Origin of the sequence: Streptomyces sp. So13.3, from assembly GCF_005860785.2 — a bacterium.
GTDB classification, from domain to species: Bacteria; Actinomycetota; Actinomycetes; order Streptomycetales; family Streptomycetaceae; genus Actinacidiphila; species Actinacidiphila fildesensis.
This window is the reverse complement of the sequence record NZ_CP048835.1, coordinates 6,387,488-6,413,536: the sequence shown is the minus strand read 5'-3', so window position 1 is coordinate 6,413,536 and position 26,049 is coordinate 6,387,488. Positions and strand designations below refer to the sequence as shown.

The 26,049-nt window shown below is 67.2% G+C and carries 24 protein-coding genes and 2 pseudogenes; 9 read left to right on the top strand and 17 right to left on the bottom strand.

What is annotated here, in order from left to right; all coding sequences use genetic code 11:
- The first annotated feature begins 156 nt into the window (after positions 1-156).
- Both C8250_RS28810 and C8250_RS28805 read left to right on the top strand, forming a co-directional pair.
- On the top strand, positions 157-1,965 hold the full coding sequence (locus C8250_RS28810) for a recombinase family protein (protein WP_138355947.1): 1,809 nt from the start codon (positions 157-159) through the stop codon (positions 1,963-1,965).
- 54 nt (positions 1,966-2,019) lie between these two features.
- Positions 2,020-2,166: a histone-like nucleoid-structuring protein Lsr2 gene (locus C8250_RS28805; protein ID WP_138355948.1), complete on the top strand. Its 147-nt coding sequence runs from the start codon at positions 2,020-2,022 to the stop codon at positions 2,164-2,166.
- Positions 2,167-2,462: 296 nt separating this feature from the next.
- Here C8250_RS28805 and C8250_RS28800 read toward each other — a convergent pair whose 3' ends face one another.
- The gene (locus C8250_RS28800; protein ID WP_138355949.1) at positions 2,463-3,986 is read right to left on the bottom strand and encodes a recombinase family protein; all 1,524 of its coding nucleotides are present in this window, start codon (positions 3,984-3,986) and stop codon (positions 2,463-2,465) included.
- A gap of 58 nt (positions 3,987-4,044) precedes the next feature.
- On the opposite strand from C8250_RS28800, the pseudogene C8250_RS28795 reads away from it, so the two are divergent.
- A pseudogene (locus C8250_RS28795) lies at positions 4,045-4,242 on the top strand (endonuclease NucS domain-containing protein); the annotation flags it as partial.
- A 93-nt stretch (positions 4,243-4,335) separates the two neighbouring features.
- Here C8250_RS28795 and C8250_RS28790 read toward each other — a convergent pair.
- The 4 genes from C8250_RS28790 to C8250_RS28775 all read right to left on the bottom strand — a co-directional run bounded on the left by C8250_RS28790 (position 4,336) and on the right by C8250_RS28775 (position 8,847).
- Complete coding sequence (locus C8250_RS28790) at positions 4,336-6,771, bottom strand: ATP-binding protein (RefSeq protein WP_187145019.1); 2,436 nt, start codon at positions 6,769-6,771, stop codon at positions 4,336-4,338.
- Positions 6,772-6,942: 171 nt separating this feature from the next.
- Entirely contained in the window at positions 6,943-7,242 is a 300-nt protein-coding gene (locus tag C8250_RS28785) for an STAS domain-containing protein (RefSeq protein WP_138355950.1), read from the bottom strand.
- Positions 7,243-7,372: 130 nt separating this feature from the next.
- Positions 7,373-8,221 carry a 3-hydroxyacyl-CoA dehydrogenase family protein gene (locus tag C8250_RS28780; RefSeq protein WP_138355951.1) on the bottom strand — a complete coding sequence of 283 codons (849 nt, stop codon included), beginning with the start codon at positions 8,219-8,221 and terminating at the stop codon, positions 7,373-7,375.
- Between the two features lie 80 nt (positions 8,222-8,301).
- A complete protein-coding gene (locus tag C8250_RS28775; protein WP_244809423.1) occupies positions 8,302-8,847 on the bottom strand; it encodes a TetR/AcrR family transcriptional regulator in 546 nt (181 codons plus the stop codon).
- 3 nt (positions 8,848-8,850) lie between these two features.
- On the opposite strand from C8250_RS28775, the pseudogene C8250_RS28770 reads away from it, so the two are divergent.
- The 3 genes and pseudogenes from C8250_RS28770 to C8250_RS28760 all read left to right on the top strand — a co-directional run.
- Positions 8,851-9,483, top strand: a pseudogene (locus C8250_RS28770) (ABC transporter ATP-binding protein); the annotation flags it as partial.
- Between the two features lie 14 nt (positions 9,484-9,497).
- Positions 9,498-10,307, top strand: coding sequence for an ABC transporter permease (locus C8250_RS28765; RefSeq protein WP_138355953.1), 810 nt, complete (start codon positions 9,498-9,500; stop codon positions 10,305-10,307).
- Positions 10,308-10,321: 14 nt separating this feature from the next.
- Positions 10,322-10,894 carry a cob(I)yrinic acid a,c-diamide adenosyltransferase gene (locus C8250_RS28760; RefSeq protein ID WP_138355954.1) on the top strand — a complete coding sequence of 191 codons (573 nt, stop codon included), beginning with the start codon at positions 10,322-10,324 and terminating at the stop codon, positions 10,892-10,894.
- 219 nt (positions 10,895-11,113) lie between these two features.
- Here C8250_RS28760 and C8250_RS28755 read toward each other — a convergent pair whose 3' ends face one another.
- Positions 11,114-11,662 carry a hypothetical protein gene (locus C8250_RS28755; RefSeq protein WP_138355955.1) on the bottom strand — a complete coding sequence of 183 codons (549 nt, stop codon included), beginning with the start codon at positions 11,660-11,662 and terminating at the stop codon, positions 11,114-11,116.
- A gap of 154 nt (positions 11,663-11,816) precedes the next feature.
- Between C8250_RS28755 and C8250_RS28750 the strand changes: the two genes are divergently transcribed.
- The 3 genes from C8250_RS28750 (at position 11,817) to C8250_RS28740 (ending at position 15,847) form a co-directional block, all read left to right on the top strand.
- Entirely contained in the window at positions 11,817-13,028 is a 1,212-nt protein-coding gene (locus C8250_RS28750; protein ID WP_138355956.1) for a histidine kinase, read from the top strand.
- Positions 13,025-13,675 carry a response regulator transcription factor gene (locus C8250_RS28745; protein ID WP_138355957.1) on the top strand — a complete coding sequence of 217 codons (651 nt, stop codon included), beginning with the start codon at positions 13,025-13,027 and terminating at the stop codon, positions 13,673-13,675. The genes C8250_RS28750 and C8250_RS28745 overlap by 4 nt, the downstream gene beginning before the upstream one ends.
- 150 nt (positions 13,676-13,825) lie before the next feature.
- On the top strand, positions 13,826-15,847 hold the full coding sequence (locus C8250_RS28740; RefSeq protein ID WP_138355958.1) for a glycoside hydrolase family 18 chitinase: 2,022 nt from the start codon (positions 13,826-13,828) through the stop codon (positions 15,845-15,847).
- A 252-nt stretch (positions 15,848-16,099) separates the two neighbouring features.
- On the opposite strand, the gene C8250_RS28735 is transcribed toward C8250_RS28740, so the two are convergent.
- From C8250_RS28735 to C8250_RS28685, 11 genes are all read right to left on the bottom strand, one after another.
- Positions 16,100-16,552, bottom strand: coding sequence for a DUF2550 domain-containing protein (locus C8250_RS28735; protein WP_138355959.1), 453 nt, complete (start codon positions 16,550-16,552; stop codon positions 16,100-16,102).
- Positions 16,553-16,649: 97 nt separating this feature from the next.
- Positions 16,650-17,045 carry a F0F1 ATP synthase subunit epsilon gene (locus C8250_RS28730; protein ID WP_138355960.1) on the bottom strand — a complete coding sequence of 132 codons (396 nt, stop codon included), beginning with the start codon at positions 17,043-17,045 and terminating at the stop codon, positions 16,650-16,652.
- A 143-nt stretch (positions 17,046-17,188) separates the two neighbouring features.
- Positions 17,189-18,631 carry a F0F1 ATP synthase subunit beta gene (gene atpD / locus C8250_RS28725; protein ID WP_138355961.1) on the bottom strand — a complete coding sequence of 481 codons (1,443 nt, stop codon included), beginning with the start codon at positions 18,629-18,631 and terminating at the stop codon, positions 17,189-17,191.
- Between the two features lie 5 nt (positions 18,632-18,636).
- Positions 18,637-19,563 (bottom strand): F0F1 ATP synthase subunit gamma, encoded by a 927-nt coding sequence (locus C8250_RS28720; protein WP_138355962.1) that lies wholly within the window; start codon positions 19,561-19,563, stop codon positions 18,637-18,639.
- Between the two features lie 2 nt (positions 19,564-19,565).
- A complete protein-coding gene (gene atpA, locus C8250_RS28715; RefSeq protein WP_138355963.1) occupies positions 19,566-21,137 on the bottom strand; it encodes a F0F1 ATP synthase subunit alpha in 1,572 nt (523 codons plus the stop codon).
- A gap of 124 nt (positions 21,138-21,261) precedes the next feature.
- Positions 21,262-22,077, bottom strand: a complete 816-nt coding sequence (locus C8250_RS28710; RefSeq protein WP_138355964.1) for a F0F1 ATP synthase subunit delta — start codon at positions 22,075-22,077, stop codon at positions 21,262-21,264.
- The gene (locus C8250_RS28705; protein WP_138355965.1) at positions 22,074-22,619 is read right to left on the bottom strand and encodes a F0F1 ATP synthase subunit B; all 546 of its coding nucleotides are present in this window, start codon (positions 22,617-22,619) and stop codon (positions 22,074-22,076) included. The genes C8250_RS28710 and C8250_RS28705 overlap by 4 nt, the downstream gene beginning before the upstream one ends.
- Before the next feature lie 33 nt (positions 22,620-22,652).
- Positions 22,653-22,889 carry an ATP synthase F0 subunit C gene (atpE, locus tag C8250_RS28700; protein WP_138355966.1) on the bottom strand — a complete coding sequence of 79 codons (237 nt, stop codon included), beginning with the start codon at positions 22,887-22,889 and terminating at the stop codon, positions 22,653-22,655.
- A 66-nt stretch (positions 22,890-22,955) separates the two neighbouring features.
- Positions 22,956-23,771: a F0F1 ATP synthase subunit A gene (atpB, locus tag C8250_RS28695; protein ID WP_187145017.1), complete on the bottom strand. Its 816-nt coding sequence runs from the start codon at positions 23,769-23,771 to the stop codon at positions 22,956-22,958.
- 222 nt (positions 23,772-23,993) lie between these two features.
- Positions 23,994-24,407, bottom strand: a complete 414-nt coding sequence (locus tag C8250_RS28690) for a hypothetical protein (RefSeq protein ID WP_138355967.1) — start codon at positions 24,405-24,407, stop codon at positions 23,994-23,996.
- A 261-nt stretch (positions 24,408-24,668) separates the two neighbouring features.
- Complete coding sequence (locus C8250_RS28685) at positions 24,669-25,973, bottom strand: MraY family glycosyltransferase (protein ID WP_138355968.1); 1,305 nt, start codon at positions 25,971-25,973, stop codon at positions 24,669-24,671.
- Positions 25,974-26,049: the final 76 nt, after the last annotated feature.

The window sequence follows — 26,049 nt, the reverse complement described above, 5'->3', positions numbered from 1 at the left end:
CTTAGTGAACCTCATCTACCATCCTCAAATTAAGCAACAGCTAGAAAAGATGACAATAGAAAAGACTGGACAGTATACGCAATTAGAGCAATCATCAGAAGACAGCGGGACATAAAGTAAATCCCGTCTCTGGTCAATTAATGGAGGACCATATGGATGCCGCACGACTACATAGCAGCCCGCGTGAAATCACAGGCCAAGGCAGCCCTGCCGCCCAGAGTTGAGCTGTGGGTAAAGTACGCCCGAAAGTCCACGGAAAGTTCCGAGCGTCAGGCTCTCTCGATTCCTTCTCAGATTGAGCAAATGGATGTGTCTTTCCCTGACCTGAACACACTCGATGAGCCGATCCGGGAGAGCAAGAGCGCCTTCCGCCCAGGCCGCAAGAAGTTCAATTGGATCGTCGAGCAGGTTGAGGCCAGCGAGATCAGCGGCATTATCGCATGGCATCCAAATCGACTTTCTAGGAACACCGAAGATGCCGCAACGATAGTCCGTCTGGTCAAGGCGGGGAAGCTCGACCTGAAGTTTGTCACGTTCTCCTTCGAGAAGTCGCCAGAAGGTTTGTGGCTTCTCAAAAATATGTTGTCCCAAGGAGAGTACGAATCGGAAAAGTTAGCCCGGGAAGTCGACCGCGGCCAATCTAAGAAGGTGGACCAAGGTTGGTATCCGGGTCCTGTGCCCATTGGATACAAGACGGACGGAAATAGAAAACGCAAGGGGGACCGCGCTGTAGTGACAGACGAGGGACGCCTCTCGATTGTAGAGCGCGCTATGAATCATGCACTGACAGGAAATTACACGATTGCTGAGCTCCAGCGGCTGATGGCCGAAGAGTGGGGCCTCACTACGCGAAACACAGAACGTAGAAGTAGCCGACCGATCACCTATAGCACGGCATTTAATATCTTTCGCAATGTCTTCTATACCGGCCATTTCCTCTGGAAGGGTGAGCTACGGGAGGGTAAACATAGGGCCATCATCACCCTCCAACAATATGAGCGGCTACAGGAGCTTATGCGGCACTCGTCTCATGGCAATACCAGACGTTTGACTAATCGGCCATACATCAAGTTCTCAGGCCTGCTGATGTGCGGCCCATGCGGCCGAGTGGTGACTGCCACTGAAAAACGCAAGCACTATGCCGGCACAAACCGTGATGCTATCTACGTCTATTACCACTGTTCTCGCAACTCGAAAATACGATTCTGCGTTGAACGCCCAATCAGCGAACCGAAACTTATCAACGCCATCCTAGATTCCCTGGCGGGCTACCGAGTGATCTCAGAATTCCGCGACCAGGCGATCAATCTTCTGATCAAGGACTTCCAGTCAAAGCACAAGGGACAGATTGCCGAGCTTAAGGAGCATCGGGAGGAGCTTGCGCGTTTGGAAAAACGTGATCTTAACCTAACAGACATGAGGGCCGCTGGCGAGATCGACAAGGAGGACTACAGGAGCTATCACGGCCAGTACAAGAAGCAGATAGACGGACTGAAGGCCATCATCGTGAAGAACCCAGAGATGGGTTGGAATGTGCTCGCGTCTTCGATCAGAGCAGTTCACTTCGCCAGCAACCTTAGATCAATTTTCCTCGATAGTGACGGAGCGACCCAAAGGCGCGCCCTGATCGAACTGGCAGACAGCCTAGTGTTAGAACACGGAAAAGTGCTTCTTAAAGCCAAGAAATGGTTCCAGCCAATTAGCGACTCTTTCAATTTCGAAGAAGCTGCGTATGAGCTCGCTCGAACCTCTGATTTTGGCTCCGGAAAGCAAAAAGTGGAGGTTTTTGCCTCCACTCTTTCGCTCTGGTGCAGGAGAATGAAGGCTATCGCAGACCTCATCGAAGAGGAAGTTGAGAACGGTAGAGTGGTTCATGCGGAGGTTAAGTTACCGGCTGAACTGCAAGCTCGGCTCGACGTACTAAGACCCTTTTCGGAAAGCAAATCACCAGATAGCCGCACATGATGCCGCCGCGGACGACCGCGGCTTACTATTCGCGATCCTGCGACTCAACCTCATATGTGCTTCAAAGTACTCACCACCTCGGCCTGCAACAGATCATTAGCTGCCCATGTCCGAGACTGGGCCCGCCAGAACGGCTATGCCATGGCTGACAGGGGGCGCATCCCAAACAAGGTGCTCGCTGCGTACGATGGCCGCCATTAGTGTGAGCTCTGTTGCTGACGTACTGAAAAAAAGGTCGATTGCATAGACGTCCTCACGGCAAGGATCGACCAGAGCTTTCACGATCTAGACCATTGGCGTGAGTTAGAGATGAGTTACAATAGGTACAGCAACAGGACATTTTGGCATGGGTCACAGACCGCGACAAACCAATCCTTCATATAGCGAACCAGCTGATCGGCTGTTAATAGCGGAGTTCGTCCGCACGTCCACGGCTACTCAGGGCTTCACCGAGAAAGTTACCGACCCGCAAGTCCTACGTGACATTGCTCAGAAGGTCACACTCGCCAAATCACTTCAATAAGCGTCGGATCGAAGCGCCACTTTCCCTTGTAGAACGGCTTGCTGCTGCCAGGATGGACGATGACCCGCTCGATGAGTAGCCCCACAATCTGACGTCGCCACTCGTCACTGCCGCTCTTCTCCCAGGCTTCACGCATCGACTGGCCGATCGGGATGAGTCCGCTGGCGGTCCGGTGCCGGTTGAGACCGTCGATATCCGATTCGATCTTCTCCAGCGCGGCTTTCGCACGCCCCATGGCGCGAGTCATCTCCGCACGGGTCAGCACGCTGGCCCCGTAGTCGTCCATGATTTCGTCCAGGCGCTGCTTCTGTTGCGACCGCTGGGTCAGCAGCTCCCCCAACTGCTCGTCGGTGGAGTCGTTGTCCTCAATGAGCTTCCCGAGGTCAGGGGTGTCGAGCCGGTATAGGACGGCCTCGGCGATGAAGTCCTCCAGCGGATCGGCTCCTCGGCGCACACCGCCGCAACCATGCTTGCGTTGCGTGTCGCCCTGGACTCGACACAGGTAGGTCCGGCGCAGCGGAGTGGTCGCTCGGTCTCGCTTCACCATGCCGTTGAGGGTCTTGCCGCACTTTCCGCAGACAAGGAACCCCGTCAGGAGGTAGCGCGACCCCTGCGCCCGCTGACCATGGCTGTCGCGGTTGAGCTTGATGGTCAGCTGGAGCCGGTCCCACTTCTCCTGCTTGAAGACAGCTGGCCACTGGGCGGGGTACTCAGCGCCCTTGTGAACCCGGATGGCGATGTAGCGCTTGCGCAGCAGCATGTTGCGGACCGTGATGGGATACCAAAGCTTCCCCTCAGTCGTTCGGTAGCCGGCCTCGTTCGCCCAGTAGGCCACCTCTTTGAACGAGTGGCCCAGGATGATGCGGTCGGCCATCTTGTGGAGCACGACGGCTTCCGTCGGTTCGAGCTCCGCGTTCCCCGCTTTGAAGCCGAAGGCGCGGTGACCACCGTGGCTGAAGCCCAGCTTGGCTCGTTCGGCTTGCTTCCGCCGAGTGCGCTCGGAGATCTTCCGGCTCTCGCGCTCTGCCTGGTTGACGGCCTGGCGTGCCCGGTAGATGCCGTTTGAGGTGGAGAGGTCGTAGCCCTCATCCGAGGTGAAGTAGATCTCGCTCAGGTCGGTGGTCTCAGCCAGCGTGATCAGATCATCGATCTCACGCGGCCGACGACACAGACGCTCCATCTCCGTACCGAAGATGACGTCTGCCCAGTTGCCACGAACGAGGTCTACGACCTGGTCGTAGTCAGGCCGCGGCTTTGTCGAGTATCGGCTGGCACTGACGTCGTCCTCCTCGAAGGAGGCGACAACGACGAGCTCACGCCCTCGATCACGGGCGTAGTGCCTGGCTTCTTCCAGGCACTCGGCAACCTGGATAGCTGTGTTGGTACTGAGCCCGTAGCGGTTCTTGCTCAGCCGAGCGTAGACAACAGCTCGGAGTGTCTTGGGAGACCTAGCGACCAGCTTGACCGGGGACTTGGTTGCAGGAGTTGCGCATTTCATGCCGTTCCACCATTAGTACCAGGCATTGTACCATGTAGCGGTACATGCAGACAGGTATGACGGCGTCGAGCAGCTCACCCGCTACCTCGAACTCCTGAACCGCGACCCGCACCTCGCCCCGGTGAAGGGCGTCTTCGCCGCCCAGGAAATCAAGCCCCAGGCCCGCGTCCTGGCCACCGACCGCGGCATCGGCTGCGTCGTCCTGGACTACGACGCGATGCGCGGCATCGAGGACGACAAACTCCGCCTGTTCTGATCGCAGGCCGTTCCGCTCACGAGCGGATCACGCTAGGCGCGCTGGGCCCCGACCCGGGCGAACGTCCGGGGGCCGGGGCCTTCGCGTTACGTCCTAGCCGCCAGTGCCGCCGGACTGCGGTTCCGTGGTCGGCGGCGTGGTGGGCGGAGTCGTCGGAGGTGTTGTGGGCGGCGTGGTCGGAGGTGTTGTGGGCGGAGTCGTCGGCGGCGTGGTCGTATGCGTCGGCGAGCCTGAGCCGCCGCCTGTCGTGCCCGGCCTGGTGGACGGCGTGTGTCCCGGCGTCGAGGACGTCTGACCGCCGTTGCCCGGCACCGACGACGTGCCGCCGGACGTGACGGGCTGCGTGGTCGCGGTGGCGCCCTTCGAGGGGGTGCCCGGCTTCGGGGAGGTGGCGCCGTCCGTGGTCTGCTCGTCGGCGGGGAGGCCCGCGTTCTGGTCGTCCGGTTGGGCGGACTCGACCGGCTTCACGTTGTTCGGCACGTTGCGGTTCTCGCTGCTGCCCGCCGAGGTGCCGAGCGTGACGACCGTGCCGATGATCGCCGCCAGTGCGGCGCCCGCGCCCGCGGCGAGGAGGTTGCGGCGGGAGTTTCCGAAGACGGTCCGTGCGGTCCTGCGGGCCGGCGGGCCGCCCGCGGCGAGCCGCTTGCTGATGACCGTGACGGGCGGTTCGTAGGAATCGCGGCCGGGCGCGGCGGACGCCGCGAGGTGCGAGTCCGGGCCGGCGCCGGGTATCTCCAGGCCGGCGCCCGGCAGCGTGAGCGCCACGGAGCCGCTGGAACGGTCGTTGACGAGCGCAAGGGTCCTGCGGCCCACCAGGGTGCCCTGGCGGTCGGCGAGCGCCCCGCGCAGGGCTATGGAGGCCTCCAGCTCGGCCCGGGCCCGGTCGAGGCTGCCGGTGCAGAGCGCGAGGACGCCCAACTCGTGATGGAAGTACGCCTCTTCGGCCACTTCCCCGGCCAGCCGGGCCGATTCCTGCCCGATCCGCAGTGCCCGCTCCCAGGCGCTCCAGTGCAGCGCGCCGGCGAACGCGGGGGCCGCGGTGCGGGCGAGGAGGACGGCGTTGCTGGGGTGTCCGGCGTCGCGGCAGGCGGCCATCGCGGCGAGGATCGCCTCGGCCTCGGTGGCGGCCCGCTCGGGGGCGACCGAGGGGTGGCCCGCCCACCAGGCGTAGTGCTGGGCCGCGGCGAGGGCGAGGGCGGTGTCCTCCGCCTCCGTGGAGAGTCCTACGGACAGCTGCTGACGCACCCCGGCGGCGAGCCGGTAGTGCGAGGCGACGGGGACGGCGAGGCCGCAGGCGGCTATCTCGCCGAGCGCGGCGTCACCGTGGGTGTCGCCCACGAGCGCGGGCAGGTGCGAAGGGTGCGGGCATTCGCCGTCGAGCGCGACGGCGAAGTCCAGCGCCTGCTGGGCCGCCTCGCTCAGCCGGGACGCGAGCAGTTCGGCGGGCGCGGCGCTCTCGGCGAGCGACGGCAGCGGTATACGACCGGCGGGCTCGGCGTCGAACGGGCCGTCGGCCTCGGGCCCTGAGCCCGAGGTCCAGACCGAGTCGTCCCACTCCTGCTCGGCCTCGATCGGGTTGCGCAGGACGTCGCGCTGCCGCAGCAGCGCACCGGCCTGGAAGAAACGCAGCGGCAGACCCTCGGACTCGAACCACAGGTCTGCCGCCCAGGCGGCCTCCTCCTCGTCGAGCGGGCGCTCCACGACGTGCTCCAGCAGAGCCAGGCACGCGACGCGGGTGAGGCCGGGCAGGAAGACCTCTTCGATCAGCGAGTCGGACGCGGGGGCGGCGACGTCCGGGGTCGCGGTGATCAGGAAGGCGCACTCCGGCACGGCGTTCAGCAGCTCTTCGAGCGCGGCGCCGCCGAATTCCAGGTCGTCCAGGACGACGATCGCGCCGACGTCGCTCAGCAGCTCCAGGAGCCGCGGGCGGTCGGGGCGGTACCCGTCGACCTCGTAGACGAGGGAGAAGAGGTCCTGCAGCAGGTCGGCGGAGGTGCGGCGGTAGCCGGACAGCCGCAGTATCCCGTCGGGCGCGAGGTCGGCGCAGGCGTCGGCGACGACGTCCAGCAGCGAACTGCGGCCGGCGCCGGAGGGGCCGGTGACCCGCACGGAGCGGCCGCGGGCGAGCAACCGGACGAGCCGCTCCCGTTCCTCTTCGCGCTCCAGCAGCGGCAGCTCGGGCGCACGCGGGCCCGGGGGCAGCTGCGGGCGGCGGTCCTTCGCCTGCCGCAGCCGGTCCTGCGGGGTGCGGCGCGCGGGAGCGCGCCGCTCCTCCGGCGGGCACTGCGCGACCTCGCTGCCGTCCACCGGGTTGACGGTGAGCAGGAAGTCGCCGGCGACCACCTGGACGACCCGGGCGGGACCGGGGCGACCCGGGTCCCCTTCGGGCCACAGGGTCTCCCCGCCGAAGACGGGGGCAGGCTCGCGCGGCGGGCGCGGTATGCGCGCCAGCGCCATGGTCTCGTCGGCGGCACCCGTCTCGGGCTCTGGTACCGCGAGATCGTCTGGTCGACCGGAGTGTGGGTCCATTGTTTCCGCCCCCCATATGCGTCGCGTACGGGGTCGTGTCGGACCACCGTAGTCCGCTTAGCCGGACCGGTCCGGTTCCCCTCCTCGACCCACCGAGTGGCAGGCCGGAAACCGAACTCTAAAGCCCCGGACAGTATTGCCGAAGGGCAGGGGCGTTGCGCTCCCCTTACATCACCTTTCAGCCTCGATCGCCAGGATTCGGTGCAGTCGTGTGGCTACGAGCAGCCGCTGCATCTGTGGCGGAACGCCCCGCAGCACGAGCCGTCGGTTGACCCGGCCCGCCCTTCGGTGCGCTCCCATGATCACGCCCAGCCCCGCGGCGTCCCACGAATCCAATGCTGTCAGGTCCAGCACAAGATCGCCGCAACCGGAGTCCACGGCGGTGTGCAGGACGGTACGGGCGTCCGCCGCGCTGCGGACGTCGAGACGGCCTCCGACGACCAGCTCGGCATGGTCGCCCTGGATATGCATAAATCGCTCCCGTTGGAGTGATGGTGTGATGGGTTCCGCGATGGCTCACCACAACTGACGGTTCGTCGCATATAAACGTTGCCGTCTGTGAGCGAACCGATACCGAATTCACTCCTGGGAGTGAAAAGGGTTAGTACGTGTAGAAGCCCTGTCCGCTCTTCCGGCCCAGATCGCCGGCGTCGACCATGCGGCGCATGATCTCCGGTGCGGCGAACTTCTCGTCCTGCGACTCGGCGTAGATGTTGCCGGTGGCGTGCAGCAGGATGTCGACGCCGGTCATGTCCGCGGTGGTCAGCGGACCCATCGCGTGGCCGAAGCCGAGCTTGCAGGCGATGTCGATGTCCTCGGCCGACGCGACCCCGGACTCGTAGAGCTTGGCTGCCTCGACGACGAGCGCCGAGATCAGCCGGGTGGTGACGAAGCCCGCCACATCGCGGTTGACGACGATGCAGGTCTTGCCGATCTCCTCGGCGAAGGCCTTGGCGGCGGCCAGCGTCTCGTCACTGGTCTTGTAGCCGCGCACGAGTTCGCACAGCTGCATCAGCGGTACCGGCGAGAAGAAATGGGTGCCGACGACGCGCTCCGGGCGCTCCGTGACCGCCGCGATCTTGGTGATCGGGATGGCGGAGGTGTTGGAGGCGAGGATGGCGTCCTGCCGGGCGATCTTGTCGAGCGCCCGGAAGATCTCCTGCTTGACCTCGATCTTCTCGAACACCGCCTCGACGACGATGTCGGCGTCGGCGACGGCTTCCAGCTCGGTGGTGGCGGTGATCCGGGCGAGCGCCGCCTCGGCGTCCTCGGCGGTCATCTTCCCCTTGGCGACGAACTTCCCGTACGAGGCCTGGATACCGCTCAGACCGCGGGCGAGCGCCTCGTCCGTGACGTCACGCAGCACCACGTCGTAACCGGCTGCCGCCGATACCTGGGCGATGCCGGAGCCCATGAGACCGGCTCCGATGACGGCGAGCTTCTTCGCCACGACACACACCTTTACGTTCGGGGATTCTGGCCGGACCTTAACGCCCGCTCACACCCCGGCGCAGTAGGAAGAGAGGCGGGTCACTCTGTGTCTTTCGTCGCATAGTTGAGGATCTCGTCGCTCAGCAGGGCTTCCATGGCGTCCAGTTTGACCAGAACCGCCCGCGAGACCTCGTTGGGCTCGCCGCCGTCGGCCATCGCGCGGCCGATGCCGCGCATCACCGTGTTCTGCAGCCAGGCGATCTGACCGGCTACCAGTTCGGGCATCAGATCGCCCCGGTCCGCGCCGGTTTCCCGCTCCAGGGTGCGGGTCAGGTCGTCCTGCGCGAGGTTCTGCATCCGCCAGACCTTGGCCATCAGCGTGGGCGAGGAGTGGCAGATCCGCATGAAGCCGGCGTAACCGGGGATCAGGCCGAGCGAGGGCGAGACCATGACCAGCTCGTCGCGCAGCGCGCGGACGACGGCTCCGGCCGCGGACTCGCCGGGCCGCCGGCCGCGCACGATGCCGGAGAGCCGCTCCACGACCGCGTCGTGCCGGTCGAAGAACAGGTCCGCCTTGTCGGGGAAGTAGTTGTAGACGGTGTTGACCGACACATCGGCCGCGTCGGCGATCTCGGCGATCGTCACCCCCTGCGGATGCTCACCACGCTCCTCGCCCCCACCGGCGGCAGCGCCACGGTCGCCGGCCGCGATCTCGCCCGCGACCCCTCGGGGGTGCGTGAGCGGATCGGCTACGTCGCCCAGGCCGGCGGCGTCGACCCGGCGATCTCGGTCCGCGAGGAGCTCGTCACCCAGGGCCGGATGTACCGGCTGGCCAAGGATGAGGCCACCGCCCGCGCCACGGAGCTCGCCGGCCAACTCGGCCTCGACGGGCTGCTCGACCGCAAGTGCGCCGCCCTGTCCGGCGGTCAGCGCCGCCGGCTGGACATCGCCATGGGACTCACCCACCGGCCGCAGATCCTCTTCCTCGACGAGCCGACCACCGGACTCGACCCGGGCAGCCGGGCCGACCTGTGGGACCTGGTGCGCACCATCCGCGCCGAGCACGGCACGACGGTCTTCCTCACCACCCACTACCTCGACGAGGCGGACGCGCTCGCCGACCGGCTGGTGGTCGTCGACCACGGACGGATCGTCGCCGAGGGCACCCCGCGGGCCCTCAAGGCCGAGTACGCCGGCTCGCCCGGCGCGACGCTGCAGGACGCGTTCCTCGCCATCACCGGGCGCAGCGCGCCCCAGGACACCACGCCCGTCGCCGTCTGATCCGGAGCCCCGCCATGTCGTCCACCACCGTCACCGCCCCCGCCCCCACGACCAGCCCCACCGCCCGGCTCTCCCATCTGCTGTCCGACACCGCGCTGATCTTCAACCGCTATCTCCGGCAGACCGTGCGCTCCCGTCTCGGGCTGGTCTTCGGTCTGCTCATGCCGCTGCTCTATCTGTTCTTCTTCGGGCCCCTGCTGCGGGACCTGCCGCTCGGCGGCAAGGGCGACGCCTGGCAGACCCTCGTACCCGGCCTGATGATCCAACTCGGCCTGTTCAGCGCCGCGTTCTGCGGATTCGCCATCCTGATCGAGAAGCAGAACGGGATCGTCGAGCGGATGCGGGTCACACCGGTCAGCCGGCTCGCGCTGCTGCTGGGGCGCACTCTGAAGGACGTGCTCCTGCTGCTCGTCCAGTCGCTGGTCCTGGTGCTGGCCGCGGTGGCGCTGGGGCTGCGCACCCCGGTCCTGGGCGCGGTCGTCGGCTTCCTGTTCACCGGGCTGCTGACGATCTCGCTGGCCTCGCTGTCGTACGCCTTCGCGATGCGCGTCAACACCCCGCAGGAGTTCGCCCCGGTCATCAACGCCGTCAACATGCCCGCGATGCTGCTCTCCGGCCTGCTGCTCCCGATGTCGCTGGCTCCCCAGTGGCTGAACGTCGTCTCGCACTTCGTGCCGTTCCGCTATCTCGTGGACGCCGTCAGGGCCGCCTTCGTCGGCGACTACTGGACGGGCACGGTCGGCGTGGGCGCGCTGGTCGCCGTCGCGTTCGCGGTGGTGTCCGTGACGGTGGGCACACGGGTCTTCACCAGGGCCGGTGCGTGACTACGCTCGGCCGTATGGTCAATCTGACGCGCATCTACACCCGCACCGGGGACACCGGCACGACCGCCCTCGGTGACATGAGCCGCACCGCCAAGACCGATGTACGGATCTCGGCCTACGCGGACACCAACGAGGCGAACGCCGCCATCGGGGTGGCCATCGCGCTGGGCTCACTGCCGGCGGAGGTCTCCGCGGTCCTCACCCGAGTGCAGAACGATCTCTTCGATGTCGGTGCGGACCTCGCCACGCCGGTGGCCGAGGACCCGAAGTACCCGCCGCTGCGCGTCGAGCAGTCGTACATCGACAAGCTGGAGGGCGACTGCGACCGCTTCCTGGAGGAGCTGGAGAAGCTCCGCAGCTTCATCCTGCCCGGCGGGACGGCGGGGGCGGCCCTGCTGCACGCCGCCTGCACGGTGGTCCGGCGCGCGGAGCGCTCGACGTGGGTGGCGCTGGAGCAGTACGGCGAGATCATGAACCCGCTCACCGCGACGTACCTCAACCGGCTGTCGGACCTGCTGTTCATCCTGGCGCGGACGGCCAACAAGGAGCACGGCGACGTGCTGTGGGTGCCAGGCGGCGAGCGCTGACCGCCGTGGGAGGCGGCGGCGATGAGGCAGACGCCGACCAAGCTCCTGCAACCTACGGGCACACGGTGCCCAGCGCCGCGGAAGAGGCCCGACTGCGCGACCGCATGACCTCGCGCCACCGCGCCGCCTACGAGAGGGACCACGGTCCGTTCGCGGACCGGGAGCGGGAAACGGCGGCCGGCATCTGGTCACGGGCGGAGAGTGCCGAAGGGTGAGAGCTCACCCGCGGATCGCGGCGCGCTCGCGCTTCGGCCAGATCGTGTAGCTGGCGGCGATGACCAGGTTGATGCCGGTGATCATCGCCATCCGCAGCTGCCACTGCGTCAGCGCGGCCGTCCGGTCCGCGTCGCCGACCGCCCGGACGGCCGCCTGCAACAGCACCACGGCGATGACCGCCGCGAGCGCCGTGCGGGCGAGGATCCGCCACTCGTGGACAGCGCGCGCCCTGCCGTACTTGGGCGCCCCGGCCGGCTTCGGTCCGCCGGCGAAGCGGTGGGCGAAGTGGCCGTCGGCCCACGTCACCATGGAGTGGCCGTAGGCGATCGAGAAGCCGATGTAGGCGGCGGCCAGCCCGTGCTTCCAGTCGGCGGTGGCGCCCGCGCGCAGGTCGAGGACGGTGGCGGCGAGCAGCACCACGTCCACCAGCGGCACACAGGCCAGGACCACCGCACCGGCCTTCGGCCGCCGCAGCGGACAGCGCAGGACGAGCCCGGCCGCCAGCACCAGCCAGAAGCCGATCTCGCACGCGACGATCACGGTGATGATCATTACCTGACACCTTTCCCTCGATTTCCTCCAGCCTCGCGGGCGTCCCGCCCGGTTACGTCGTCGCGCCTGACGATCCGCGTCTGCATCCTTCGATGTACCGGCCTACGACCGGCGGACGACGCCCGGACCCCCCGCGGCATGCTGTGATGGAGGCATGCCGCTCGCCCTCCCCCGCCCGCATCCGGTCGATGTGCGGATCGCCGCCGCCGGGCTGCTAGGCGGGCTGGTGATGTGGTCGTTCGGCCTCTACACGCATTCGGGCCGGGCGCCGCAGGTCCCGGCCTGGGGGACGCTGCTGCCGCTGGCGCTCATGGCCGGCTGCGAACTGCTGCGCCGGGTCGCCCCGCTGGTGGCGATCATCACCGGCGTCGTCGCCCTGACCGCCGACATGATCATCGGTTCGCTGCTGGTCACGGTGCTGATGTTCACCGACGTCGTCTACGCGGCCGTGCTGTACGGCCCGAAGCGCATGACGCGGTCGGTGCCCGCCGTGAGCATCGTCATCACGACGGCGATCACCATCACCCTCGCGCTGACCCAGCGCAACGCGCAGGCGCTCTCCGGCGGCCTGATCTGCGCGCTGATCTCGGTGGCCCCGGCCTGGAGCGGGATCATCGTCCGCCAGCACCGCGACACCGCGGACGCGGCGACGCTGCGGGCCGAGCAGACGACGCTGCTGGCCGAGCTGGACCGGCAGCAGGCGGTGACGGCGGAGCGCGCCCGGATGGCGCGGGAGCTGCACGACATGGTCGCCAACCACCTCTCCGCGATCGCCATCCACTCCACGGCCGCGCTGTCGATCGACAAGCGCGAGGGCCCGGCGCGTGACGCGCTCGGGGTGATCCGGGAGAACAGCGTCCAGGGACTCTCCGAGATGCGCCGGCTGATCGGGCTGCTCCGGGACACCGAGGGGGACGCGGCGCCGGCCGCCGCGCCCACGCTGAAGGCGCTGGACGCGCTGCTGGAACACGCCCGCGTGGGCGGCGCCGAGAGCGGGCAGACGTTCGCCCTGCGGGACGACCGCCCGCACGACGCTCCCCCGCTGTCGACCCCGGTCGAGCTGGCGGCGTACCGGATCGTGCAGGAGTCGCTGACCAACGCGCTCAAGCACGCGGCGCCCGGCGAGGTCCTGGTCGTGCTGGAGCAGGACGAACGGGCCCTCACCGCCACCGTCAGCAGCCCGTTCGGCGACCGGGACGGTCCGCGCGCGCCCGGTTCCGGTTCGGGTCTGATCGGTATGCGGGAGCGGGCGGAGCTGCTCGGCGGCTCCTTCGAGGCGGGCCTGGAGCAGGCCGCGGACAGTGACGGCAAGGTGTGGCGGGTGCGGGCGGTCCTGCCCTTCGACGGCGGGGGACGAGCAGGATGATCCGTGTGGTGGTCGCCGAGGACCAGAGTGCCGTCCGCGCCGGGCTGGTGATGATCCTGCGCTCCGCCCCCGACATCGAGGTGGTCGGCGAGGCCGCCGACGGCGAGGAAGCGGTGCTGCTGGCCCGCGAACTGCGCCCTGACGTGGTGCTGATGGACATCCAGATGCCACGTCTCGACGGCGTCGAGGCCACCCGGCGGGTGGTCGCCGAGCAGCTCGCGGACGTCCTGGTGCTGACCACCTTCGACCTGGACGAGTACGTCTTCGGAGCGCTGCGCGCGGGCGCCGCCGGCTTCCTGCTCAAGGACACCGACGCGGAGCGGCTGCTGGAGGGGGTGCGGCTGGTGGCGCGCGGCGACGGGATGATCGCCCCTGCGGTCACCCGGCGGCTCATCAGAGCGTTCGCCGGGCAACCGGCGAAGCGGTCCGCCGACCCCGCCGTTCTGGACGTTCTGACCCCCCGTGAGCGCGAGGTGCTGGCGTGTCTCGGCAGCGGGCAGTCGAACGCCGAGATCGCGGTGCGGCTGGAGATGGCCGAGGCGACGACGAAGACGCACGTCAGCCGGATCCTGGCGAAGCTGGAGATGCGCAGCCGGGTCCAAGCGGCGGTACTGGCACAGGAGTTGGGTATGGTCCAGACCTCTTGACCTATGGTCCAGACCTTTCTACGCTCACTCACACAACAGATGGTGAGCGGACCATGACAATCACGCGATGAAACACCGTCGGAATGACTGTCGGGCGTGCTCTCCGGGCGGCGCAGGTTCCCCCCTTCCCCCCAACCTCGAGGAGCACCCTTGAGAACAGGAACCGCACAGCTCATCCGGCGCAGATCAGCGGCGGTCGCCACCGCGCTGCTGCTCCCGCTGGCCGCGATCGTGGGCCTCGCCACCCAGGCGAGCGCGGCCGCGGCCGCCACCGCGACCTACGCCAAATCGTCCGACTGGGGCACCGGATTCGGTGCCGGCTGGACCATCAAGAACACCGGCACGACGACGATCACCTCCTGGACCGTCGAATGGGACTACCCGACCGGCACCTCGGTCACCTCCTTCTGGGACGCGACCGTCACCCACACCGCCAACCACTGGACCGCCAAGAACGTGGGCTGGAACGGCACCCTCGCCCCCGGCGCCAGCGCGAGCTTCGGCTTCAACGGCGCGGGCTCCGGCAGCCCGAGCGGCTGCAAGGTCAACGGCGGTTCCTGTGACGGCGGTACGGTGCCGGGCGACAACCCGCCCTCCGCCCCTGGCGCCCCCACGGCCAGCGGCATCACCAACACCTCCGCCACCCTGTCCTGGACGGCGGCGACCGACGACAAGGGCGTCAAGAACTACGACGTCATCCGCGACGGCACCACCGTGGCGACCGTCACCGGCCTCACCTACACCAACACCGGTCTGACCGCGGGCACCGACTACGTCTACACCGTCAAGGCCCGCGACACCATCGACCAGACCGGCCCGGCCGGCAACGCGACCATCGTGCACACCACCGGCGGAGGCGGCGGCGACCCCGGCGGCACGTACGCCAAGGTCGGCTACTTCGTGCAGTGGGGCATCTACGGCCGCGGCTACACCGTGAAGTCCCTGGTCAGCACGGGCGCGGCGGCGAAGCTCACGCACATCAACTACGCCTTCTCCAACATCGACCCGACCAACCTGACCTGCATGAACGGCGTCACCAAGGCCACCACCAGCAACCCGGAGGACCCCAACCAGGGGGACGGCGCCGGTGACTCCTGGGCGGACTACGAGAAGGGCTTCAGCGCCGGCGAGTCCGTCAACGGCAGCACCGACACCTGGGACCAGCCGCTGACCGGCAACTTCAACCAGATCAAGCAGCTCAAGGCCAAGTACCCGAACCTCAAGGTCAACATCTCGATCGGCGGCTGGACCTACAGCAAGTACTTCTCGGACGCCGCCAGGACCGCGGCCTCGCGGCAGAAGTTCGTGCAGTCCTGCATCGACATGTACCTCAAGGGCAATCTGCCCGTCAGCAACGGACGCGGCGGCCCCGGCTCCGCGGCCGGTGTCTTCGACGGCGTGGACATCGACTGGGAGTGGCCGGGCTCGCCCGACGGGCACCCCGGCAACCACTACTCCACCGCGGACAAGGCCAACCTCACCGCTCTGCTGGCCGAGTTCCGCACCCAGATGAACGCGCTCACCACGACCACCGGGAAGAAGTACCTGCTCACCGCGTTCACCCCGGCCGACCCGGCCAAGGTCGACCTCGGCTGGGACATCAGCGCCAACGGCATCTTCAAGTCGATGGACTTCGCCAACGTCCAGGGGTACGACTTCCACGGCTCCGGCAGCGACAACAGCTGGGAACCGCTCCGCACCGGCCACCAGGCCAACCTCTATCCCGACACCCAGGACCCGTACACCACGCACTTCAGCGTCGAGGGCGCCGTCAACAAGTACCTCGGCGCCGGCGTCAGCCCGCGCCAGCTCACCATCGGCCTCGCCTTCTACGGGCGCGGCTGGCAGCAGGTCACCGACGGTGGCGTGCACGGTGAATGGCAGGCGGCCAACGGGGCCGCGCCCGGCCAGTTCCCCGAGGAGTCCGGCACCCGCGGCTACAGCAACCTGATCGCCTCGGTCGGCGGCCTCACCGTCTACCACGACGAACAGTCCGTGGCGACGTACGGCTACACCGGCGCCAACGGCCAGTGGTGGAGTTTCGACGACACCTGGTCGATCGGCAAGAAGAGCGCCTGGATCAAGTCCAAGAACCTGCTCGGCGCGATGATCTGGGAGATGTCCGGTGACACCGGAACCCTCATGACGTCCGTGGACAGCGGGCTCAAGTAGAAGCCCCCCGGCCGGGGCCCGACACGCCGCCCGTCGTCCCCGGCCGGGGACACACAGAAAAACCCTCAAGCGCCGGGCGGGCTGATCATTCAGCCCGCCCGGCGCTCGAGGGCAAAAGCACTAAGCCACATTGACCCTCCCCCAGACTCCGTCCGGGGGTGCCCCCATACAGCGAGGCCCCTCTATTTAAGCCACATTGACTCTCCCCCAGACTCCGTCCGGGGGTGCCCCCATGCAGCGAGGCCTCTCTATTTAAGCCACATTGACTCGCTGGCCGGGAGGTGCGGCCTCCAGCCAGGCCAGGAAGCCCGTCAGGGCGTCCTCGCTCATCGCCAGCTGCAGCCGGGTGCCGCGGTGCGCGCACAGCAGCACGGTGGCGTCGGAGAGCAGTGCCAGCTCCTCCTGGCCCTGCGGGGGCCGACGGCTGAGCACCTCGATCGCGGGACGGTCCAGCACGCGCCGCGGCCGCGGCGAGTACGAGAAGACCCGGAACCACTCGATCCGGTCACCGCTGTACCGGGCCACACCGTAGACCCAGCCCTTGCCGGTGGACTCGACCTCTTCCCCGTCGGCCGGGGCCGGTCGCAGACTGCAGTCGAAGGTGCCGCCGGGGCGCTGGATCAGCCGCCGGCGGAGCCCGAAGACGAACAGTCCCAGCAGCGCCGCTGCCACAATCCCGCCACACACCTGAAAAGCGAGGATCACGCCCACCGACCTCCTCGCCTAGGAATGGCTACTGCCCTTACTGTGCCGGAGCCGCGGACCGCCCCATGGGCTGTCCGCGGCATCCAGGTATATCCGCTCAGTGACCGCTCGAAACGGCGGCCAGCCGGACCTCGGCGCGCCTTTCGGCGGCTGCGTCGGTGTCGGCCTTGGAACGCTCCAGAGCCCGCTCGGCACGCGCGACATCGATCTCGTCGGCGAGCTCCGCGATCTCGGCGAGCACCGAGAGCTTGTTGTCGGCGAAGGAGAGGAATCCACCGTGTACGGCGGCGACCACGGTGCCACCGTCGCTCGTACGGATCGTCACGGGACCGGACAGCAGCACACCCAGCAGCGGCTGGTGTCCCGGCATGACGCCGATGTCACCGGACGGCGTGCGCGCGATGACCATGGTGGCTTCGCCGGACCAGACACTGCGGTCCGCTGCGACCAGCTCGACGTGCAGCTCAGCCAAGACGGCTCCTCGGTTCGGCACCCACCGCTTCCGGCGGGTGTTGGGTCAAAGAATAGTGGAGGTTTCCCCGGCGTTACCGCCAAGGACCCGCTCCCGCGGGTGCGCAGGGGGTGAAAGGTGCTGTCGTACGCACCGTCCACCCCCCGCGCGTCGTGCCGCCGGACTCAGCTGACGCCGAGCTCCTTGGCGTTGCGCACCAGGTCCTCGATACCGCCGCACATGAAGAACGCCTGCTCGGGGAAGTGGTCGTAATCACCATCGGCGATGGCGTTGAACGCCGTGATCGACTCCTCGAGCGACACGTCGGAGCCGTCCACACCGGTGAACTGCTTCGCCACGTGGGTGTTCTGCGACAGGAAGCGCTCGATCCGACGGGCGCGGAAGACGGTGAGCTTGTCTTCTTCACCCAGCTCGTCGATGCCGAGGATCGCGATGATGTCCTGGAGGTCCTTGTACTTCTGCAGGATTCCCTTGACGCGCATGGCGCAGTCGTAGTGGTCCTGCGCGATGTAGCGCGGGTCCAGGATCCGGGACGTCGAGTCCAGCGGGTCGACCGCCGGGTAGATGCCCTTCTCCGAGATCGGACGCGACAGAACGGTCGTCGCGTCCAGGTGGGCGAAGGTCGTCGCCGGGGCCGGGTCGGTCAGGTCGTCCGCGGGGACGTAGATCGCCTGCATCGAGGTGATCGAGTGACCGCGGGTCGACGTGATGCGCTCCTGCAGGATGCCCATCTCGTCGGCCAGGTTCGGCTGGTAACCCACCGCGGACGGCATACGGCCGAGCAGGGTGGACACCTCCGAGCCCGCCTGGGTGTACCGGAAGATGTTGTCGATGAAGAAGAGCACGTCCTGGCCCTGAACATCGCGGAAGTACTCCGCCATGGTCAGACCGGCAAGCGCCACGCGAAGACGGGTGCCCGGGGGCTCGTCCATCTGGCCGAAGACCAGCGCGGTCTTGTCGATGACGCCGGACTCGGTCATCTCCTCGATGAGGTCGTTGCCCTCACGGGTACGCTCACCGACACCCGCGAACACCGACACACCGTCGTGGTTGTTGGCGACGCGGTAGATCATTTCCTGGATCAGCACGGTCTTGCCGACACCGGCACCACCGAACAGACCGATCTTGCCGCCCTTGACGTACGGGGTCAGCAGGTCGATGACCTTGACGCCGGTCTCGAACATCTCGGTCTTGGACTCGAGCTGGTCGAAGGCCGGGGCCTTGCGGTGGATCGGCCAGCGCTCCGTGATCTCGACCGTGGACGGGTCCACGTTCAGGATCTCACCGAGGGTGTTGAACACCTTGCCCTTGGTGACGTCGCCGACGGGGACGGTGATGCCCGAGCCCGTGTTAATCACCGGGGACTGGCGGACCAGACCGTCGGTGGGCTGCATCGAGATGGTGCGGACCAGGCCGTCACCCAGGTGCTGGGCGACTTCCAGGGTCAGCGTCTTCAGCTTGCCGTCCTCGGCCGGGTCAGCGACCGTGACGTGCAGAGCGTTGTAGATCTCCGGCATCGCGTCGACGGGGAATTCCACGTCGACGACCGGGCCGATGACCCGAGCGACGCGGCCAGTAGCCGTGGCCGTTTCAACAGTGGTGGTCATAGTGGTTAGTCACTCCCCGCGCTAGCGTCGGCGAGGGCGCTCGCGCCACCGACGATCTCGCTGATTTCCTGGGTGATTTCGGCCTGGCGGGCCGCGTTGGCAAGCCGGGAGAGCTTCTTGACGAGGTCTCCGGCGTTGTCGGTCGCCGACTTCATCGCGCGACGGCGGGCAGCGTGCTCGGAAGCGGCGGCCTGCAGCAGTGCGTTGTAGATCCGGCTCTCGACGTACCGCGGCAGCAGGGCGTCGAGGACGCCCTCGGCCGACGGCTCGAAGTCGTACAGCGGCAGGATCTCTCCCTTGCCGTGCGACTCCTCCTGCGCCTTCAGCGCCTCCGTGTCGAGGCTGAGCGGAAGCAGGCGGTTCTCCACCGGCGACTGCAGCATCATCGAGACGAACTCGGTGAACACGATGTGGATCTCGTCCACACCGCCCTCGGCCGTGTCCTGCTGCACCGCCGCGATCAGCGGTGCGGCGATCGCCTTGGCGTCCCCGTAGGACGGCTGGTCGGTGAAGCCCGTCCAGGACTCCACGACCTTCCGCTCACGGAAGTTGTAGTACGCGACGGCCTTACGGCCGACGAGGTACGAGTCGACCTCCTTGCCCTCCGAGCGAAGCCGCTCGGTGAGCCGGTCCGCAGCCTTGATCGCGTTGGACGAGTACCCGCCGGCCAGGCCGCGGTCGCTCGTGATGAGCAGAACCGCGACCCGGGTGGGCGACTCGACCTCGGTGGTCAGGGCGTGCTTGGTGTTGGAGCCCGTGGCGACCGCGGTCACCGCGCGGGTGAGCTCGGTCGCGTACGGACCCGATGCCGCCACCTGACGCTGCGCCTTGACGATGCGCGAGGCGGCGATCATCTCCATCGCCTTGGTGATCTTCTTGGTCGCGGTTACCGACTTGATGCGACGCTTGTAGACCCTGAGCTGGGCTCCCATGCTCAGCCCTCACCCAGGAGCTTGCCGTCCGACGTCTCAAACTGCTGCTTGAAGGTGGCAACGGACTCGGCAAGCGCCTGCAGCGTGTCGTCGGACATCTTGCCGCCCTCGACGATGCTGTTCATCAGGCCCTTGTGCTCGCGGCCCATGTAGTCGAGGAGCTCCCGCTCGAAGCGGCGGATGTCCTCGACCGGGACGTCGTCCATCTTGCCGGTGGTGCCGGCCCAGACGGAGACGATCTGGTCCTCGACCGGGTACGGCGCGTACTGGCCCTGCTTCAGCAGCTCGACCATGCGCTTGCCGCGCTCCAGCATGCTCTTCGACGCCGCGTCCAGGTCGGAACCGAAGGCGGCGAACGCCTCCAGCTCACGGTACTGGGCGAGGTCCACGCGCAGTCGGCCGGAAACCTGCTTCATGGCCTTGTGCTGCGCGCTGCCGCCGACTCGCGAGACCGAGATACCGACGTTCAGCGCCGGGCGCTGGCCCGCGTTGAACAGGTCGGACTCCAGGAAGCACTGGCCGTCGGTGATGGAGATGACGTTGGTCGGAATGAACGCCGACACGTCGTTCGCCTTGGTCTCGACGATCGGCAGACCGGTCATCGAACCGGCGCCCATCTCGTCGGAGAGCTTCGCGCAACGCTCCAGCAGACGCGAGTGCAGGTAGAACACGTCACCCGGGTACGCCTCGCGGCCCGGCGGGCGGCGGAGCAGCAGGGAGACGGCGCGGTAGGCGTCGGCCTGCTTCGACAGGTCGTCGAAGACGATCAGGACGTGCTTGCCCTGGTACATCCAGTGCTGGCCGATGGCCGAGCCGGTGTACGGGGCGAGGTACTTGAAGCCGGCCGGGTCGGACGCCGGAGCCGCGACGATCGTCGTGTACTCGAGAGCGCCCGCCTCCTCCAGCGCACCGCGCACGGACGCGATGGTGGAGCCCTTCTGGCCGATGGCGACGTAGATGCAGCGGACCTGCTTCTTCGGGTCGCCGGAACGCCAGTTGTCACGCTGGTTGATGATCGTGTCGACAGCCAGGGCGGTCTTGCCCGTCTGGCGGTCGCCGATGATCAGCTGACGCTGACCGCGGCCGATCGGCACCATCGCGTCGACGGCCTTGAGGCCGGTCTGCATCGGCTCGTGCACCGACTTACGCGCCATGACGCCGGGAGCCTGCAGCTCCAGGGCGCGACGGGCGTCCGTCTCGATCTCGCCGAGGCCGTCGATCGGGTTGCCGAGCGGGTCGACGACCCGGCCCAGGTAACCCTCGCCGACTGCGACGGACAGGACCTCTCCGGTGCGTCGCACCGGCTGGCCCTCCTCGATACCGCTGAACTCGCCGAGGACGATAGCGCCGATCTCGCGCTCTTCGAGGTTCAGCGCGAGACCGAGGGTCCCGTCCTCGAACTTCAGCAGTTCGTTCGCCATGGCCGAGGGAAGACCCTCGACCTTCGCGATGCCGTCACCGGCCTCGCTGACCGTGCCGACCTCCTCGCGCGAGGCGGCGTCCGGCTGGTACGACTGGACAAAGGTCTCCAGCGCGTCCCGGATCTCCTCCGGCCGGATCGTGAGCTCCGCCATCTGGGTTCCCTGCTCTCCTTGTTGGGCCCGAAGTTTCCTGCGGGTGCCTGGGGGTCGTCCCCGGCAGGCACCTCGCTACGGCCCAACTCGGGCCGCGGTCATGCTCTTGAGTTGGTGGCTGGTCTCAGCCGGCCATCCGCCGGGCCGCCTCTTCGAGACGGTCGGCGATGGTGCCGTTGATGACCTCTTCGCCTACGCGCACCGTGATCCCGCCGAGGACCGTGGGGTCCACGTCGAGGTTCAGGTGCACCTGCCGGCCGTACAGCTTGGCCAGCGCGGCGCCGAGGCGCTGCTTCTGCTGGTCGGTCAGCGGTACGGCCGAGACCACCACCGCGACCATCCGATTACGGCGGGCGGCTGCCAGCTTGGACAGGGCTTCGAGCCCTGCTTCCAGGCTACGTCCCCGCGGGTGGGTGACAAGCCGGGCGACCAGTCGCTCGGTGACCGGGCTGACCCGGCCGTCGAGCAGTGAGCGCAGCAGCTCGGCCTTGGCCGAGGTCACCACGACCTTGTCGGTCAGCGCGGCCCGCAGCTCGCTGCTGCCGGAGACGATCCGGCCGAAGCGGAACAGCTCGTCCTCGACGTCGTCGAGAGCGCCCGCGCGCTGGGCGGCGACCAGGTCCGCGGCGTAGGAAAGCTCCTCCACCGCGTCCGTCAGGTCACGCGACCGGGACCAGCGGGAGCGGACCAGGCCCGACACGAGGTCGAGGGTCTCTCCGCCGATCTGGCCGCCGAGCAGTTGCTCGGCCAGTCCTGCCTTGGCCTCGCCGGTCTTCGCCGGGTCGGTCAGGGCACGCCGCAGCGATCCCTCGCGGTCGAGCAGCCCCGTGACGGAGGCCAGCTCTTCCCCGAGCTTCGCCGCGTCGACGGACGTGTTGTCCGTCAGCGCGTCGAGCTGCTCGCGTCCGGCGGCCAGTGCCTCGCGGCTCGCGCCGTTCATCGCGTGGCCTCGGCCTTCTCCTCGAGCTCGTCGAGGAAACGGTCGATGGTGCGGCTCTGCCGGGCGGTGTCCTCGAGGGACTCGCCGACGAGCTTGCCGGCCAGGTCGGTGGCGAGCTTGCCCACGTCCTGGCGCAACGCCTGCGCGGCGGCCTTGCGGTCGGCCGCGATCTGCGCGTGGCCGGCCGTGACGATGTCCTCGCGCTGCCGCTGGCCTTCCGCGCGCATCTCGGCGATGAGCGCGGCGCCCTGCTCCTGCGCCTCCTGGCGCAGTCGCGCGGCTTCGTGCCGGGCCTCGGAGAGCTGCTCGCGGTACTGCTCGAGCGTCTGCTGCGCCTCGGCCTGGGTGGCCTCGGCCTTCTCCATGCCGCCTTCGATGGCCTCGCGGCGCTCGTCCAGAACCTTGTTGATGTTCGGGAGGAGCTTCTTGGCAAGGAAAATGAAGACGATGGCGAAGGCGATCAGCCCGATGATGAGCTCGGGGATCGGCGGGATGAGGGGGTTTTCCGCCTCCTCCGCAGCGAGCTGAACCAGGGGGTTCACATCAGTGCCTTTCGTCGAAGATGCGTCGGCTGATTACTTGCCGAACACGAACGGCATGACGATGCCGATCAGCGCGAGTGCCTCACAGAACGCGAAGCCGAGGATCTGGTTCTGACGGATCAGGCCGGCGGCCTCGGGCTGGCGGGCCAGGGCCTGCGTGCCGTTACCGAAGATGATGCCGATACCAATGCCGGGGCCGATGGCCGCGAGGCCGTAGCCGATCGAGCCGAGGGAGCCGGAGACGGCAGCGAGGTTCTCCACAGCGGACATGCTGTTTCTTCCTTCTCTTTCACAAGCCGGTGGGGGTTGGCCACCGGACGTCTGGGTGGGATGGGCTCAGTGGTGCTCGGCGAGCGCGCCCTGGATGTAGTTGGCGGCCAGGACGACGAAGACGTAGGCCTGGACTGCCTGGATGAAGAGCTCGAAGGCGGTCAGCACGATCACCATCACGAACGAGACACCGGCGTAGGCGATACCGACATCGTTGAGCAGGTACCAGCTGGCAATGGTGAACATCAGCAGCAGCAGGTGGCCGGCGAACATGTTCGCGAAGAGCCGGACCGTGTGCGTGAAAGGACGCACAAGGACGTTCGAGAAGAACTCGATGCCGACGGCCATGGGGAGCACCGCGCCGAGCGACTTGTCGTAGCCGGTGATGTTCTTCAGTCCGCCGACGAAGCCGTGCGTCTTGAAGGTCAGCGTCATCCAGGTGACGTAGACGATCGCTGCCATCCCTGCGGGGAAGGCGATGATCGATGTCACCGGGAACTGGGCGACCGGAACGATCGACCACAGGTTCATGATCCAGACCATGAAGAACAGCGAGACCAGCAGCGGAACGTACTTCTCGCCCTGCTTCTTGCCGAGCGACTCGTAGACGATCCCGCGACGCACGAAGTCGTATCCGGCCTCGCCGATCATCTGCAGCTTGCCCGGGACCAGCTTCGGCCGGTTGAAGGCCGCCCAGAAGAATCCGACGACGACGACCGTGCTCAGCAGAGCAAGCAGCATCGGCTTGTTGAAGTCGAAGCTGCCGATACTGAAGATCGGTTCGAAGACGAAGGAGTGCAGACCCGGGGAGGGGAAGCCGCAGTGGCTCGAGTCGAAGATGTGGCAGTCGGTCTCGAAGGCGAGAACCTGGTCAGCACTCACCGCGAGCTCCTTCAGCGTGGCACATGGGTAGGGCAACCTCGATGTGTCGGCGCGGCGTGCAGCCACGGAACGGCACTGGACTGGTCTTGCAGATGTGGGGGCGGCGCATCGGCTTCGAGCCGAGAGGCTGAGCAGGCAATCTCGCCGCCCGCGCCAGCTCTGCCGCAGTTGAGACCGGACGATAGCAAATGAGCGGCGACGCCTTTACCGCGCCCCTACCATTCACGACGTGGACCCTGCGGAATCCGGGTCCACGTAGAAGATCTTGGCCTTCATATGAGCGCGAGCCTGGGCAAGGATCCAGACCAGGGACGCAGCGAGCACCGAGAAGGCGAAAGTCGGCAGGTCGAACAGCGTGGTGTGCTTGAACAGCGCAAGGATGATCGCGAGCACCAACAGCTGAGTCGTGTAGAGCATCAGGCCCATGGCCTGGAACAGATGTGGCAGGGACCTCGCGGTCCGCTGCAGCGCGAACAAGCCAATACCCATGAAGATCATGACGATCACAGCACCGAGGGCGCCGCCGATCGCTCCTTTGCCACCGGTGACCATGCCACCGACAGCGACAGCGATGACGCCGGCCGCAACGGTGGGGACAGCGCAGTGAAGGAACGTTCGGACGTCGTTGGACTGCATGGTGGCAGCTCCTCCGGCGGGAGTTGGGGGAAAGCGGCTGGTCGTCGGAGACGAGCGTAGACCCGGACCGAGGACGTGCCTCACGCCGGAAGACCGTCGCACTAGGGTCTTTCGGCTTGTTTCCCGGGTTTCGTGAACGGTATCACAAAGTATTTGATGCGGTCTTTACCTTGTAAGTGTGCTGCCTGTCACACGGAAGGAGTAGTCGGCGTGTCGTCCGGCTGACGTCCAACTCGGCGTCTGGTAGAGGCGCACAGCCGATTACCTGCGGCTGTCGACCGGGCGTCGGTCGGGCAGCCGGGAGCGGTCGCCGATGGCCGTCGAACCGTGCACGCCGGCCGCTCCGCCGGCGCGGATCAGCTGCTCGGCGGCGAGCTGCGCGGCCTGCGTCGTCCGGCGCTTGCGGCGGTAGCGCGGCGGCACGAACGCCTCGGCCCAGCGCGGTGCGCGCGGCCGGAACCGCGGCAGCAGCAGCACGACCAGGCCGACGGCGCTGAGGACCATGATCACCAGCACGATCCACAGGCTGGAGGAGTTGAGCGAGAAGGCGACCGCGCCGAACGCGATCAACGCCGACCAGAAGTACATGATCAGCACGGCCCGGCTGTGCGAGTGGCCGATCTCCAGCAGCCGGTGGTGCAGATGTCCGCGGTCGGCGGCGAACGGCGACTGCCCGTTCCAGGTGCGGCGCACGATGGCCAGCACCAGGTCCGCGGCCGGGATCGCGATCAGGGTGAGCGGCAGCAGCAGCGGCATGTAGACCGGCACCATGAAGTGCACGGTCTCCCGGGTGGACCCCGTCATGTCGGTGATGGCGTCCGGGTCCACCTGGCCGGTGATGGAGATCGCGGACGAGGCGAGGACCAGGCCGATCAGCATCGAGCCGGAGTCGCCCATGAAGATCCGGGCCGGGTGCAGGTTGTGCGGCAGGAAGCCCAGGCACATCCCGATGAGGATCGCGCTGAACAGCGTCGCGGGGGCGGCCGCCTCGACGCCGTAGCCGTACCACATGCGGTAGGCGTACATGAAGAACGCGATGGCGGCGATGGCGACCATGCCGGACGCCAGGCCGTCGAGGCCGTCGACGAAGTTGACGGCGTTGATGGTGATCACGACCAGCGCGACGGTGAGCAGCGTGGACTGGATCGGCGAGAGTGAGACGGTGCCCACACCGGGGACCGGCAGCCACAGGATCGTCAGACCCTGCAGCACCATGACGCCCGCGGCGATCATCTGGGCGCCGAGCTTGATCAGCGCGTCCACGCCCCACTTGTCGTCCAGCACGCCCAGCAGCCAGATCAGGCCCGCTCCGGAGAGCAGCGCCCGCGGCTCGTTGGACAGCTCGAAGACGCTGCTGAGGTTCCACAGATGGGAGGAGACCAGCAGACCCGCGCACAGCCCGCCGAACATCGCGATCCCGCCGAGCCTGGGTGTCGGCTCCCGGTGCACGTCCCGCTCACGGATCTCCGGCATGGCGCCGGCCGCGATCGCGAACTTCCGCACCGGGCCCGTCAGCAGATACGTAACGGCGGCGGTCACACAAAGCGTCAGCAGATACTCGCGCACAGGGCTGCCTCCGGCAGGGTCGGCCGGACGAAGCGGTGCTTCAGGGGCGTCGGGCAGGTCCTCACAGCGTCACACC

Excerpts from the sequence above, each read along its gene's own strand:
- C8250_RS28810 (WP_138355947.1), top strand. The coding sequence starts at position 157 with ATGCCGCACGACTACATAGCAGCCCGCGTGAAATCACAGGCCAAGGCA.
- C8250_RS28805 (WP_138355948.1), top strand. The coding sequence starts at position 2,020 with ATGTGCTTCAAAGTACTCACCACCTCGGCCTGCAACAGATCATTAGCT.
- C8250_RS28800 (WP_138355949.1), bottom strand. The coding sequence starts at position 3,986 with ATGAAATGCGCAACTCCTGCAACCAAGTCCCCGGTCAAGCTGGTCGCT.
- C8250_RS28790 (WP_187145019.1), bottom strand. The coding sequence starts at position 6,771 with ATGGACCCACACTCCGGTCGACCAGACGATCTCGCGGTACCAGAGCCC.
- C8250_RS28785 (WP_138355950.1), bottom strand. The coding sequence starts at position 7,242 with ATGCATATCCAGGGCGACCATGCCGAGCTGGTCGTCGGAGGCCGTCTC.
- C8250_RS28765 (WP_138355953.1), top strand. The coding sequence starts at position 9,498 with ATGTCGTCCACCACCGTCACCGCCCCCGCCCCCACGACCAGCCCCACC.
- C8250_RS28760 (WP_138355954.1), top strand. The coding sequence starts at position 10,322 with ATGGTCAATCTGACGCGCATCTACACCCGCACCGGGGACACCGGCACG.
- C8250_RS28755 (WP_138355955.1), bottom strand. The coding sequence starts at position 11,662 with ATGATCATCACCGTGATCGTCGCGTGCGAGATCGGCTTCTGGCTGGTG.
- C8250_RS28750 (WP_138355956.1), top strand. The coding sequence starts at position 11,817 with ATGCCGCTCGCCCTCCCCCGCCCGCATCCGGTCGATGTGCGGATCGCC.
- C8250_RS28745 (WP_138355957.1), top strand. The coding sequence starts at position 13,025 with ATGATCCGTGTGGTGGTCGCCGAGGACCAGAGTGCCGTCCGCGCCGGG.
- atpD (WP_138355961.1), bottom strand. The coding sequence starts at position 18,631 with ATGACCACCACTGTTGAAACGGCCACGGCTACTGGCCGCGTCGCTCGG.
- C8250_RS28720 (WP_138355962.1), bottom strand. The coding sequence starts at position 19,563 with ATGGGAGCCCAGCTCAGGGTCTACAAGCGTCGCATCAAGTCGGTAACC.
- atpA (WP_138355963.1), bottom strand. The coding sequence starts at position 21,137 with ATGGCGGAGCTCACGATCCGGCCGGAGGAGATCCGGGACGCGCTGGAG.
- C8250_RS28710 (WP_138355964.1), bottom strand. The coding sequence starts at position 22,077 with ATGAACGGCGCGAGCCGCGAGGCACTGGCCGCCGGACGCGAGCAGCTC.
- atpE (WP_138355966.1), bottom strand. The coding sequence starts at position 22,889 with ATGTCCGCTGTGGAGAACCTCGCTGCCGTCTCCGGCTCCCTCGGCTCG.
- C8250_RS28690 (WP_138355967.1), bottom strand. The coding sequence starts at position 24,407 with ATGCAGTCCAACGACGTCCGAACGTTCCTTCACTGCGCTGTCCCCACC.